Raw genomic sequence first — 12,287 nt, forward strand, 5'->3', positions numbered from 1 at the left:
TTGTTTGAAGGGCTGAAAGGGGTTGGGGGCGGTTCGGGAGAAGACGGCAGGGCGTGTTGCTCCCGGACCGCGGAAATGGGGGCTCTATTCGAGCGCGCTACTGCATGCGCAGGAATCTAGATTCCCAGTTGCTGGGCTACGAATGCCAGCGATGCCTCGCCGTCGCGGGTGAGGTCGATGTACTGCTTGCCGCGGGTGACGCAGCAGGCGACGCCCATACGCTCGCCGTCGGCCTTGAGGTCGTCGAAATAGGACGCCGCTTGGGGTGCCAAGATAACCAGGTCGAAGTCCGGCATGATGTCCAGATGGCTGCCGTAGGCGTCCGCTGCGGTCTCGAGATCGATGCCGTGCTCGCGGGCGGCCTTGGCCAACGCGTTGGCGAGCAGGCCGGAGGTTCCGCCTCCCTGGCACAGGACAAGGACACGACGGCCGTTGAGCGCTGCATAGGGGTTGCCCGACGCGTCGGTGGTGCTGGACGAGGCGCTGGCGGCTGCGTCATCATCATCAGATGCAGCGGGGGTGGTGCTACCCGCAGATTCTTCATCCATAGACTGGCCGGCGGCGCGCTTCTTCTCCGCTGCCATGCTCGCGGCGGCCTGGGCGACGGCGCCGGTGGCGACGCTTGCCGTATCCGCCTTGCCCTGGAATGCGGCGTTCATGGCAGCCTGCTTCTGGGCGGCGCGCTGCGCGACCTCAGCCTGATCGGCCTCGGCTTCTTCGGCGCACTTCTCGCGGTCGTATACCTTGAAGAAGGGGAAATAAATGAGGAAATCAACAATCAGCAGGGCGGGGATGAGCAGGAACGCAAGGGGCTGAAGTCCCAGACCCATGGCGATGCCCAAGGGCGCGGGGGTGGTCCAGGGAAGGCTGAACATGAAGCCGTTCATACCCAAGACGTCGATGAAGAATTTGGTGATCCAGATATTGGCGATGGGCGCGAAGATGAAGGGGATGAAGAAGATGGGGTTCAAGACCATGGGAGCGCCGAAGAGGAACGGCTCGTTGACGCCAAAGCAAACCGGCACGGCTGAGGCACGGCCCACGGCGCGCATCTCTTTGGACTTTGCGAGGAAGGCGAACATGAAGCAGATCACCAGTGTGGCGCCGGTGCCGCCCATGGCGACGACGAAATCCTGAAGCGGTTTGGTGAGGACGGCGGTTGCGTGCTCACCGGCCTGGTACATGGCCATGTTGAGCTCAAGGTTGGAGATGAGGGCGGCAGAGATTGCGGGCTCGATGATGGAGGGGCCGTGGACGCCTACAAACCAGAAGAGCGACATGGCGCCGTAGATGATGGCGAGGCCAACATAGCCGTCTGCCGCGGAGAAGAGCGGCTGGAACACCTGGATAACGCCTTGGGCGAAGCAGAAGCCAAAGACGTTGCGGAATGCAAAGTCAAAGCCCCAGAAGAAGACCAGGCAGACGCCAAAGGGGATGATGTCCTTGAAGGTCTGGGAGATATTGGGCGGCACCTGTTCGGGCATCTTGATGGTGATGTTGCGCTTGATAAAGAACTTGTAGATGATGCCGGTGGCGAACGCACAGATAAAGGCGGTTAGCAGGCCCTTGGATCCCATGTAGCCGTTGGCGAGGCCGGAGATGGAGACGCCGTTATCCGTGAAGCTGATGGCGTCGCTGGAGAGCAGCAGAAAACCGATGAGCGATGCAATCATGACCGAGATGAAGTTGATCTGGTTGTTCTTGGGCAGGTCGCGATTCTGCGCATCGCAGAAGTGCTTGGCCGTGGTGGCCGCTGCGCAGATGCCGACGATGCCCATGGAGTAGTTGTAGGCCTTCATGAGAACATCGTTGATCTCTGCCGGCCAGTAGAAGCCCCAGACATTGGGGACGGCGCTGACCAAAAGAAAGATGCTGGAGACGATGATGATGGGCATGACGGAGATGAAGCCGTCGCGGATTGCCTTGAGGTACTTGTTGCGCGCGATGGCGTTGAAGAAAGGTTTGCCTTTCTCGATGAGCGCTATGAGCTTTTCCATGGACCCTCCGTTTGCATGGGTTTGCTTTTGCAGCCACTAAACGTGCTAGTAGAGATGGCTGCTAGGGCGAGCTTGCGCTGCTTACGAGTATGTTGTGCCCGGATGATACTCGTTATGAGCACGTGCTCATTTCTACAATGAGCACGTTAACATGAGTTGATGGCAGTGCAAGGGGCGTTGGGGGTAGAGGGATGCGAGCGGTCGATTATCGGCGGCAAGCGGTGGGATAGATGCAGGCAGAGGTGCGCGGAAAAGGCGATAGCCTTCGTTCAATGCGCACGTGCTCTTCAGCTTACGCTCAGTTGATGCTACATTTACCAGAACAGCAGTTTGAACAGCAATTCGAGCATCAATCTGAGAGCATGCGCAGTGCGAGGGGAGCCGTTGGATGGAACGGGATAACAAGATGACGGCGGCAGGTTCCTCAGTCCACAAGCCTGGCAGGGCGGTGTCCATGGCGGACGTCGCCAAGCTTGCCGGCGTCTCCCGACAGACGGTGTCGCGCGTGGTCAACGGGCAGGCGTGCGTGGTCGAGGAGACCCGAAGGCGCGTTATGGATGCCATGGACCAGCTTGGCTTCTACCCCAGCTTTGCCGGCAGGTCGCTGCGCGGCGGCAAGTACGGCTGCATCGGCCTGTGCATGTTCGATATCACCCATACGGGTAACGTAGCTACGCTGGAGGGGCTTATGTCCGCCGCCCGCGAGTACGGTTACGCCGTCACCTTGATCGAGTTTGATGAGAGCGAGTCCGTGCGCCTGCGGGACACCGTGCGTCGCCTGGCGGAGCTCCCCGTGGACGGCATGGTGTTCAACACCAACAGGACTATCGAGGATTTTGACGAGTTCGAGCCGCTCAACGGCCTGCCCACCATCATCATCTCCATGAAGGAGCACCCGCGCTGCACCACTATCGACTCCGATCAATACGGGTGCTCGCAGCTTGTGGTCGACCATCTTCGCTCGCGCGGCCATACGCAGATCAGGCACCTGGCCGGCCCCAAAGACTCGATCACGGCGGATTTCAGGACGCGCGGTTGGCGAGACTCGCTGGAGCGCGCGGGGCTCGAAGTCGTTGAGCCCTTACACGGGGATTGGACTGCGGACAGCGGTTACGAGCTTGGCGAAAAGCTCGTCCAAGACGCTGAGATGACGGCGCTCTACGTTGCCAACGATCAAATGGCCATGGGTGCCATCATGGCGCTGCGCGCCCATGGCAGGCGTGTGCCGGAAGACGTGAGTGTTATAGGCGTGGACGATTCCATGCAGGGCATGGTGCCCCACAATGACCTGACCACGGTGCGCTTCGACATGCGCGAGCGTGGCCGAAAGACGTTCGACTACTTCTTCTCCCAGCTATCGAGAGAATCTAAGGTCGAGGCGGTGCGTCTGCCGGGCGAGCTGGTCGAGCGCAGCACCGTGTCGGACGCTCGCTAGGTATTTGCGGTGCTGTGTGGCGTTGTGCGGCGTTTTGCTACGTTTCGCTACGTCTTACTGCGTTGGCGACGTCCGAGGCGGCTTTTTCGGCTTGGATCAACGCATCGAAATAGTAGGAGAATGACGAGACGGGCTTTTGAACGTTTTTTTGAAGGCTGAGGCGGAAAAAAAGCGTTCAAAAGCCCGTCTCGTGAAATTGAGAGCCGGAGCCGGAGGGCCGCTGAATGGGGAGCGGCAAAAAGGTTGAGAAAAAGCCCTGTTCCAGATGGCTGGAACAGGGCTTGTGCTTGGCGCGGCGGTTGGTGAGGCAGCTGTGGCAACTATGGTGACGGCGTCCGCGGCGGCGGGTACGGCAGCTGCCGCGGCGTGGTGACAGACGGACCTACAGGCAGCGGGTCTGCGCGACGCGCTTGAACCAGTAAGCGCTGGCCTTGGGCGTGCGCTCCTGGGTCTCGTAATCAACGTAGAAGAATCCATAGCGCTTGTTGTAGCCGTTGGTCCAGCTGAACTGGTCCTGCAGGCTCCACATAAAGTAGCCGCCTACGTTGACGCCCGCCTCGATGGCGCGCAGTACCGCAGCGAGATGCTTCTCAACGTAATCGATACGGGGTGCATCGTCCACAAAACCATCGACAAAGGGGTCTTTATAGCCCATGCCGTTCTCGGTGATAAAGATCTCCTTGTAGTTGGGGTACTGCAGGCGAATGCGGACCAAGAGGTCAAAGAGGCCCTCCGGATAGATGATCCAGTCCCAATCCGTGGTGGGAATGCCGGGCTTGTTTACGCGCTCGCCCACGCCCGCCAAGCGGAAGCGGTCCGTTCCCTTTTCGCCCGTGCCGTTGTGGTGAAGATCGTTTTCGCCTTCGTAGGCGCGCAGGAAGCGGCTTTGGTAGTAGTTGACGCCCAGATAATCGTTGAGTGCTGCAGCCTCGCGCATGACGGCAAGATCATCCTCGCGAATCTCGATGCTGCCGCCGGAAACTGCGGCAAGGCGGCTGGCAACCTCGAGCGTATCCGCGGCGTAGTCGCCCCTAAAGGTGGCGTCGAGAAGGAACTGGTTTTGCAGCACGTCCTCGTTTTTAGCAGCGTTGATGTCTGCGGCGGAATTCTCGTCCAAAGGATACTTGTACTCAAGCGACTGGATAACGCCGATCTTGCCAGAGAACCCGCCGCGCTTGAACGCGAGGACGGCACGGGCGTGGGCGAGCATCATGTTGTGCTCGCACTGGAAGCATTTGGCCAGGTTGGCCTTTTCGCCGCCGGGGAAAGTGCCCTCGATGTAGGTGTTGGTGGCGTCCGCCCAGATCTCGTTGAACGTGAACCAGTAGGTGACGTCGTCCGCGAACTCCTTAAAGCAGAACGTGGCGTAGTCAACAAATGCATCGATGGTTTCGCGGTTGAGGAAATCGCCCTTTTCGAACAGGGTGAGGGGCGTGTCGAAGTGGTGGAGCGTGACGTAGGGCTCGACGCCGTGCGCTCGGCAGCACTTGAAGAGGTCATGGTAGTACTGGACGCCCTCGGGATTGACCTCGCCGGTTCCGGTGGGGAAGATGCGGCTCCAGGCGATGGAGAGGCGGATGCCGTTCATGCCAAAGCGCTCGCAAAGCTCAAGGTCGCGCGGGTACTGGTTGTAGAAGTCGCTTGCGGGGTCGGGGGAGAAGCGGCCTTGCTCCTTGAGGAAGTCGTCCCAAGCGACCTTTCCTTTGCCGTGCGTTTGGGTTTCGCCCTCGACCTGATAGGCTGCCGTGGCGCCTCCGAATACAAAGTTGGCGGGGAACTGATTGGAGCTCATGATGTGATCCTTTTTCTTGCTTGATGTAGGGAAGTGCCCGGCCGTCGATTGTGGGGACGACGGCCGGGCGATACGCTTGCGCGATGGTTTGATTACAGGTTGAGCTGTTCGGCCACAAAGCGCAGGGAGGCTTCTCCGTCGCGGGTGAGGTCGATGTACTGCTTGCCACGGGTGACGCAGCAGGCAAGGCCCATGCGGTCGCAGTCTGCCTTGAGGTCGTCAAAGTAGGAGGCTGCTTGCGGGGCGAGGATAACCAGGTCGAAGTCCTTCATCATATCGACGTGGTTGCCGTAGGCGTCCGCACCGGTTTCAAGGTCGATACCGTGCTCTTTTGCTGCCTTGGCAAGGGCGTTTGCCAGCAGGCCGGAGGTACCGCCGCCCTGGCAAAGCACCAGCACGCGGCGACCGTTGAGCTTTGCAAGGTCGTTGGAATCTGCGGCTGCGGCCTGAGTCTTGGAGTCATCGTCCGCAACAGAAGAAGCGTTGATCTTGCCCTGGAAGGCTGCGGTCATGGCGTCGCCCTTGGCGGCTGCCTTTGCAGCGAGTTCTTCCTCGAGCATGGCGGCCTCTTCCTCGCACTTCTCGCGATCATAGACCTTGAAGAAGGGATAGTAGACCAAGAAGTCGATGGCGAGCACAGCGGCGAGGAACACGAACGCGAGGGGCTGGAAGCCAAGGCCCATGATGATGCCGACGGGGCCGGGGACCGTCCAGGGAAGCGTGTAGAGGAATCCGTCCATGCCGATGAGGTCGACAAAGATCTTAAGAGCCCAGATGTTGCAGATGGGGGCGAAGACAAAGGGGACAAAGAAGATGGGGTTCAAGACCATGGGGGCGCCGAACAGGAACGGCTCGTTGACGTTGAAGAGCGTGGGGATCATGGAGGCGCGTCCAATCGCCTTCATCTCTTTGGACTTGGCGAGGAAGGCGAACATGAAGCAGATGACCAGGGTAGCGCCGGTGCCGCCAAGGCAGACGACGAAGTACTGGGAAGAAAGGGAGAGTACGTGGGTTGCCTGCTCGCCTGCTTGGTAAGCAGTGAGGTTGGCGGACATGTTGGCGACAAGGGCAGCGGAGATGGCGGGCTCGACGATGGACGGGCCGTGAACGCCGACGAACCAGAACAGGCTCATGGCGCCGTAGATGATGGCGAGGCCTACGTAGCTATCGGCTGCGGAGAACAGGGGCTGGAAGACCTGGATGACGCCCTGGGCGAAGCAGAAGCCAAACGCGCTGCGGAAGATAAGGTCGAAGAGCCAGAAGATGGAAATGGAGACGGAGAAGGGGATGAGGTCCTTGAACGTCTGGGAGATGTTGGGCGGAACCTGGTCGGGCAGCTTGATGGTGATGTTGCGAGACACGAAGAACTTGTAGACAATGCCTACCACAAATGCCGAGATAAAGGCGGTAAGCAGGCCCTTTGATCCAAGGAAGCCGTTGGCGAAGCCGGAGTAAGAGGTGGAATCAACCTCTACGTTGATGGCGTCGCTGGAAAGGAGCAGGAAGCCGATGACGGAGGCGATCATGACCGAGAGGAAGTTGATCTGGTTGTTCTTGGGCATGTCGCGGTTCTGCGCGTCGCAGAAGTGCTTGGCCGTGGTGGCGGCGGCGCCGAGTGCCAGGATGCCCATGGAGTAGTTATAGGCCTTCATGAGGATGGCGTCGATCTCTGCAGGCCAGTAGAAGCCCCAGACGTTGGGTACGGCATCTACCAGGATGAAGATGCTGGAGAAAATGATGATGGGGATAACCGAGATGAAGCCATCACGAATCGCCTTGAGGTACTTGTTGCGGGCAATGGCGTTAAAAAACGGCTTGCCCTTCTCAATGGTCGCAATGAGTTGTTCCATTTCCCTCTCCTTTCAGGAGGACGCTAAACCAGTGCTCTGTTCTGTGCCAGGGTTACAGGAGCTGTTGCGTTGCGGCTTGGCAATTGATCGCTGTTTACGATAAGAGGAAAAAAGCCCGGTAATGATTCCTCTTATGCGTGCCCACCGACAATCAACATGTTTTGCCGCGGTGGCTGCAAGGAGCCTGTAATCCAAAATGGCGACGTCAACATTACAATGATGACGTTAACATTTTGAATTGGAATGCTGGTTTCTTTTTAGGCTGAGCGGTTCTTTTTATACGGTGAGCGGATTATCCAGTATGTTCAAAAGGTGTGCATGTTAAGGGGAAGGTGGAAGTAATGGCTGATGGAAAGCCCGCATCGATAAAGGACGTCGCACGTCTTGCGGGTGTGTCTGAACAGACCGTTTCACGCACCGTGCATGATTCTCCTGCGGTGCGCCCCGCTACAAAGGAGAAGGTAAGGCGGGCGATTGCCGAGCTGGGGTATCGTCCAAGCAATGCAGGGCGAGCGCTGCGGCGTGGTCGCTACATGGCCCTGGGTATCGCCATGGGCAATATCTCCGAGACGGGCAATCGCGATCGCCTTGAGATGTTTGTTGACGCCGCTGCGGCGCAGGGTTACACCATAGCGCTGCTAAAGATGGATCGCGAGGAGCCCTTGAGCCTGGGGCAGGCGGCGGACCGCATGTCGAGCCTGTCGATCGACGGCATGATATACGTGCTCAACCGCACGCCGGAGGACTTTGACACGTTTGTGCCCCGGGCGGGCCTTCCCGAAGTGATCATTTCTATGCATGATCACCCTGCGTGCCCTACCGTTGATTCCGACCAGGAGGCGAGCGCCCGCGCGGTGGTGGATTACCTGGTTGAGCACGGTCACACAAAGATTTGGCACATCAGCGGCCCTTCGAGATCGCTCGCAGGCGTCGCGCGCGAGAGTGGCTGGCGGTCTGCCATGCTTGATCACGGGATTGAGCCGCCGCAGGTTATCGCGGGTGATTGGAGCCCAGAAAGCGGATATGCGGCGGGAACGTTGTTGGCCGATAAGGTGCGCAGCGGTGCCTGCACTGCTGTGTTTGCATCCGATGATGCGATGGCTTATGGCTGCATGTGCGCGCTGTCCGATGCGGGCCTTTCGGTTCCGGGGGACGTGAGCATGATTGGCGCGGATGATATCTCGTCCGCCTTTGTCCCCAACTGCCAATTGACGTCGCTTCACTTTGACAACTCGGCAATCGCTGAGTGGGCAATTGGCAAGCTGGTGATTCCGGAGCGCATGGCGGACGGATGCAACCACAAGCTGTTCCCGGGGCACCTGGTTGAGCGGGGGTCGGTCCGCGACCTTAGGTAGCGCGGGCCTTTTGCCTCTATCTAGATAGCAAGACGGAGCCGGGCGCGAGCGCGCTTTTTGGCTCCGTCTTTTTATGCGGCAGGTGAACGTAGAAAGGGTACGGCAAGAGGGGGAATGCCGCACCCGGGGGAACAAGCTGTCGCGGATGGTTCTTGTAGGGCCTCTTTAGGCGGCTCTTTAGGCGAGCTTTGCCTCCAGCTGGCCGATGCGCTCGTACGCGTCGATGGTGAACTTGGTCTGCTTCTCAAGTAGCATGGTGGTCATCAGCGTGTCCTGCGCGTGTACCATGATGAAGGTCACGTCCATTTCGCCGCCGCCTGCCTCCTGGGAAAGAAGCTTGGTCTGGACGTCATGGGCGTCGATCAGCGCCTGCTTTGCGGACTCGTGAAGGGCGCGCGCACCTTCGATGTCGCCCTTGCCTGCCTTTTCGCAAGCGGCGATAAGGTCGGTCTGGGCATCTCCGGCATATGCGACGATCTCAAAACCAATCATCGAGATTTCTTCTTTAGTTGCCATGGTTCCTCCATAGGGAATGAGCACGTGCCCAAATGATCTGACACGCACACAGTGGACTGGAATATCCGGGCTAGCGGCACAATAACATTTCAACAAAAGCAAACAGATATTCTCGTAATAAAACACCGTAAACGGTAGAAAAAGATCGACAAACGGTAAAACAGTAGGAAAACAATGGTGTTCAATTTATATTGAATGCATCTTTAGAAAAGTTCTTGCATGTTGAAAGATGTTTGATTATGTTGGAAACTGTGAAAGGAGGACGTGGTGATCAAAGCTGAACGACAGGATAGGCTCATGCGCCTTATCGAGAGCCAGGGCACCGTTTCCGTCAAGGAGATCGTGGACGCCCTTGGTGTGTCGGACATGACTGTTCGCCGCGATTTGGAGGAACTGGCGGGCGCCGGCGAGGTGATTCGCGTCCACGGGGGAGCCCGTAGCGCGTCTTCGCAGCGCCGTTCGATGATCCGCCACGAGTACAGCCATATCGAGAAACGCGCCCGCCATGCGAGTGAGAAGATCGATATAGCGCGTACGGCAGCGGGCTTGGTCGAGGAGGATTCGACTATCTTCCTGGGCACGGGAACCACCATCGAGCAGATGGTTCCGCTGTTGCCCTCGTGTCACCTGCGCATCATCACCAACTCGCAGTCCATCTTCACCCTGCTGGAACCCAACGAGGCCTATGAGCTCTGCTTCATCGGCGGAACGTACCGCAGGCGCACCACCGCGTTTGTGGGTCCCGTGGCGGAGGACGCCATCTCGACTCTGGGCATAGACGTCGCCTTTATAGGCGCCAACGGCATCTGCTTTGACGCGGTCTCCACCTCCAATATGGACGAGGGGCGCTTCCAACAGCTCGCGTTCGACCAGGCAGATACCAGGTATCTTGTGGCGGATTCAAGCAAGATCGGCCAGCGGGACTTCTACACGTTCTACAGGCTTTCAAACATCGACGCGCTCATCTGCGAAGGTTCGATTGCGGACGAGAAGCGCCGGCAGGTCGAGGAATTCACCAAGATGATCTGCTAGCTTCTTTGTGGACGGCGTCGGTGTCTGGGCAAGGTAACCAAGCGCGCATATCGGGTGCGCGCACGTAAAGGAGGACAGCATGAGAGTTGTCATCGGTTCTGACGCGGCAGGCATGCCGCTCAAGGAGCTCATCAAGGAGACGCTGCTCGAGGACGGCCACGAGGTGGTCGACCTTTCCGTCGAGCCCGCCGCGGACTTTGTCGATTCCGCCACCGCCGTCGCCGCCGACCTGATGGAGAACGAGGGCTCGCAGGGCCTCTGCTTCGACGCGTACGGCGTGGGCAGCTACATGGCCGCGACCCGCGTCAAGGGCATGGTCGCCGCCAACATCTCCGACGAGCGCAGCGCCTACATGACCCGCGAGCACAACAACTCCCGCATCGTCTGCCTGGGCTCCGCCGTGGTGGGCTCCGAGGTCGCCAAGAAGATCGCCCGCGAGTTCCTCAAGGCCGATTACGCCGCCGGTCGTCACCAGGTGCGCGTCGACATGCTCAACAAGATGGCCTAGGGGGAACGAATCATGACCAAGAAGATCATCGCACTCGGCTGCGACCACATCGTCACCGACGAGAAGACGTACCTGCACGACCGCCTGGAGGAGGCCGGCTACGAGGTCCTCGACTGCGGCACCTACAGCCACACCCGCACCCACTACCCGATCTACGGCAAGGCCGTGGGCGAGGCCGTGGCCTCCGGCAGGGCCGACCTCGGCGTGGTCCTCTGCGGCACCGGCATCGGCATCACCAACTCCGTCAACAAGGTGCCCGGCGCGCGCTGCGCCCTGGTCCGCGACATGACGAGCGCCCTCTACGCCCGCCGCGAGCTCAACGCCAACGTGGTCGGCTTCGGCGGCAAGATCACCGGCGAGTTCCTCATGGCCGACATCATGCTCGCGTTCCTCGAGGCCGAGTACGAGCCGACCCCCGAGCGCGACGCCCTCGTGGCCAAGATCGATGCCGTGAACAAGGCCGACGCCGAGGCCCAGGCCGACCCGCACTTCTTCGACGAGTTCATCGAGAAGTGGGACCGCGGCGAGTACCACGACTAGCCTGCGCGCGATATAGCCGCGACCATATCGCGTCCGTGATGTGGGTGCGTCCATCTCGATCCGGACCCTTGGGGCCGAGCCCCGTCTTTCGCGAAGCGAGCGATTGCGCCCGCGTCCCGTCAGGGGGCGCGGGCTTTGCTTTGGTTTGCTTTGCCCCGCTGCTCGCCCGCATTCGGCGTCGAAGGCGAAGGCGGGCGGGGTCGTCGGCGCGGTACAATCGAGCTGCATACAATTGCACGTATTTCTTTGTTTTCGCACGCTGTATCGTGCGGAGAGGAGAGGGCCATGGCCGACTTCGTATTGGACAACGGCACCCTGCGCGTGGGCTTCACCACCGCCGGCGGCTCCTTCACCTCCCTGTTCTCGCAGGGGCGTGAGTATCTGTGGCAGGGCGATCCCGCGGTGTGGAGCGGGCAGGCTCCCGTGTGCTTCCCCATCTGCGGCGGTCTGCGCGATGACGCTGCCCAGACCCGCTCGGGCAAGCAGGTCAAGCTGGGCCGTCACGGTTTTGCCCGCAAGCAGGAGTGGGAGCTCGCCGAGCAGGGCGAGGGCCAGATCGCGTTCAAGCTCTCGAGCGCCGAGCACCCCGAGCTGCTCGAGCAGTTCCCGTTCCCGTTCGCGTTGGTCGCCCGCTATGCGCTCGACGGCGCAAAGCTGCAGGTGAGCTACGAGGTCACCAACGAGGGCGACGAGGACATGCCGTTCTTTATCGGCGGCCACCCCGGGTTCGCCTGCCCGCTCGATGAGGGCGAGGGCTACTCCGACTACGAGCTGCGTTTCGATGCCGACGAGGCCGCGACCCTGTGCACCGCCGTCCCGTCCACCGGCCTCATCGACGTGGAGAACAGGAGCGCCAACCCGATGATCGGCCGCACACTGCCGCTCACCCACGAGCTCTTTGACTTCGCTGAGACGATCTTCGACGTCCTCAACAGCCGTACGGTCGACCTTGTGAAGAAGGGGGAGGAGAAGGGCCTTCGTGTGTCTTTTCCGGACTTCCCCTACCTCATCATCTGGAGCAAGCCCGAGGGCGATTTCGTCGCCATCGAGCCGTGGGGCGGCCTGTCCACCTGCTCCGACGAGGACGATGTGTTCGAGGACAAGCGCGGCTGCCTGACCGCCAAGCCGGGCGAAACCGTCAAGCGCGCCTTCTCGATCGAGATCCTCTAGCGATCGGCTTCATCCGACGGGCGGCGAGGCGCGACTGGGCCTCGCGGCGTGCCGGAGGCACTGTGTAGAACCGGGGCCTGTGGGTTGGCCCC

Annotated in this window: 10 protein-coding genes; 6 read left to right on the forward strand and 4 right to left on the reverse strand. The window is 60.1% G+C overall.

Annotated elements, in window-relative coordinates; all coding sequences use genetic code 11:
- Nucleotides 1-116: 116 nt before the first annotated feature.
- Entirely contained in the window at nt 117-1,997 is a 1,881-nt protein-coding gene (locus DWV48_RS01100; protein ID WP_118652567.1) for a lactose/cellobiose PTS transporter subunit IIB, read from the reverse strand.
- A gap of 388 nt (nt 1,998-2,385) precedes the next feature.
- Here DWV48_RS01100 and DWV48_RS01105 point away from each other — a divergent pair, with 388 nt between their 5' ends.
- On the forward strand, nt 2,386-3,432 hold the full coding sequence (locus tag DWV48_RS01105; protein ID WP_118652569.1) for a LacI family DNA-binding transcriptional regulator: 1,047 nt from the start codon (nt 2,386-2,388) through the stop codon (nt 3,430-3,432).
- 382 nt (nt 3,433-3,814) lie between these two features.
- Here the strand turns inward: DWV48_RS01105 and lacG are convergent, their stop codons facing one another.
- Nucleotides 3,815-5,224, reverse strand: a complete 1,410-nt coding sequence (lacG, locus tag DWV48_RS01110; RefSeq protein WP_118652571.1) for a 6-phospho-beta-galactosidase — start codon at nt 5,222-5,224, stop codon at nt 3,815-3,817.
- 92 nt (nt 5,225-5,316) lie between these two features.
- The gene (locus DWV48_RS01115) at nt 5,317-7,074 is read right to left on the reverse strand and encodes a lactose/cellobiose PTS transporter subunit IIB (protein ID WP_118652573.1); all 1,758 of its coding nucleotides are present in this window, start codon (nt 7,072-7,074) and stop codon (nt 5,317-5,319) included.
- 341 nt (nt 7,075-7,415) lie between these two features.
- On the opposite strand from DWV48_RS01115, the gene DWV48_RS01120 reads away from it, so the two are divergent.
- The gene (locus DWV48_RS01120) at nt 7,416-8,429 is read left to right on the forward strand and encodes a LacI family DNA-binding transcriptional regulator (protein ID WP_118652575.1); all 1,014 of its coding nucleotides are present in this window, start codon (nt 7,416-7,418) and stop codon (nt 8,427-8,429) included.
- Nucleotides 8,430-8,606: 177 nt separating this feature from the next.
- On the opposite strand, the gene DWV48_RS01125 is transcribed toward DWV48_RS01120, so the two are convergent.
- Nucleotides 8,607-8,945 carry a PTS lactose/cellobiose transporter subunit IIA gene (locus tag DWV48_RS01125; RefSeq protein ID WP_118652577.1) on the reverse strand — a complete coding sequence of 113 codons (339 nt, stop codon included), beginning with the start codon at nt 8,943-8,945 and terminating at the stop codon, nt 8,607-8,609.
- 267 nt (nt 8,946-9,212) lie between these two features.
- Between DWV48_RS01125 and DWV48_RS01130 the strand changes: the two genes are divergently transcribed.
- The 4 genes from DWV48_RS01130 (at nt 9,213) to DWV48_RS01145 (ending at nt 12,195) form a co-directional block, all read left to right on the forward strand.
- Complete coding sequence (locus DWV48_RS01130; protein ID WP_233546011.1) at nt 9,213-9,977, forward strand: DeoR/GlpR family DNA-binding transcription regulator; 765 nt, start codon at nt 9,213-9,215, stop codon at nt 9,975-9,977.
- 79 nt (nt 9,978-10,056) lie between these two features.
- On the forward strand, nt 10,057-10,485 hold the full coding sequence (lacA, locus tag DWV48_RS01135; RefSeq protein WP_118652579.1) for a galactose-6-phosphate isomerase subunit LacA: 429 nt from the start codon (nt 10,057-10,059) through the stop codon (nt 10,483-10,485).
- Between the two features lie 12 nt (nt 10,486-10,497).
- On the forward strand, nt 10,498-11,025 hold the full coding sequence (gene lacB / locus DWV48_RS01140) for a galactose-6-phosphate isomerase subunit LacB (protein WP_118271987.1): 528 nt from the start codon (nt 10,498-10,500) through the stop codon (nt 11,023-11,025).
- Between the two features lie 285 nt (nt 11,026-11,310).
- Nucleotides 11,311-12,195 carry an aldose 1-epimerase family protein gene (locus DWV48_RS01145; RefSeq protein ID WP_118652581.1) on the forward strand — a complete coding sequence of 295 codons (885 nt, stop codon included), beginning with the start codon at nt 11,311-11,313 and terminating at the stop codon, nt 12,193-12,195.
- The last annotated feature ends 92 nt before the right edge of the window (nt 12,196-12,287 follow it).

The sequence above is a fragment of the Collinsella sp. AF08-23 genome, from assembly GCF_003479805.1.
Lineage (GTDB): Bacteria > Actinomycetota > Coriobacteriia > Coriobacteriales > Coriobacteriaceae > Collinsella.

Bases quoted from the DNA above. Each gene is read 5' to 3' on its own strand.
- DWV48_RS01100 (WP_118652567.1), bottom strand. From the start codon at position 1,997: ATGGAAAAGCTCATAGCGCTCATCGAGAAAGGCAAACCTTTCTTCAAC.
- DWV48_RS01105 (WP_118652569.1), top strand. From the start codon at position 2,386: ATGGAACGGGATAACAAGATGACGGCGGCAGGTTCCTCAGTCCACAAG.
- lacG (WP_118652571.1), bottom strand. From the start codon at position 5,224: ATGAGCTCCAATCAGTTCCCCGCCAACTTTGTATTCGGAGGCGCCACG.
- DWV48_RS01115 (WP_118652573.1), bottom strand. From the start codon at position 7,074: ATGGAACAACTCATTGCGACCATTGAGAAGGGCAAGCCGTTTTTTAAC.
- DWV48_RS01120 (WP_118652575.1), top strand. From the start codon at position 7,416: ATGGCTGATGGAAAGCCCGCATCGATAAAGGACGTCGCACGTCTTGCG.
- DWV48_RS01125 (WP_118652577.1), bottom strand. From the start codon at position 8,945: ATGGCAACTAAAGAAGAAATCTCGATGATTGGTTTTGAGATCGTCGCA.
- lacA (WP_118652579.1), top strand. From the start codon at position 10,057: ATGAGAGTTGTCATCGGTTCTGACGCGGCAGGCATGCCGCTCAAGGAG.
- lacB (WP_118271987.1), top strand. From the start codon at position 10,498: ATGACCAAGAAGATCATCGCACTCGGCTGCGACCACATCGTCACCGAC.
- DWV48_RS01145 (WP_118652581.1), top strand. From the start codon at position 11,311: ATGGCCGACTTCGTATTGGACAACGGCACCCTGCGCGTGGGCTTCACC.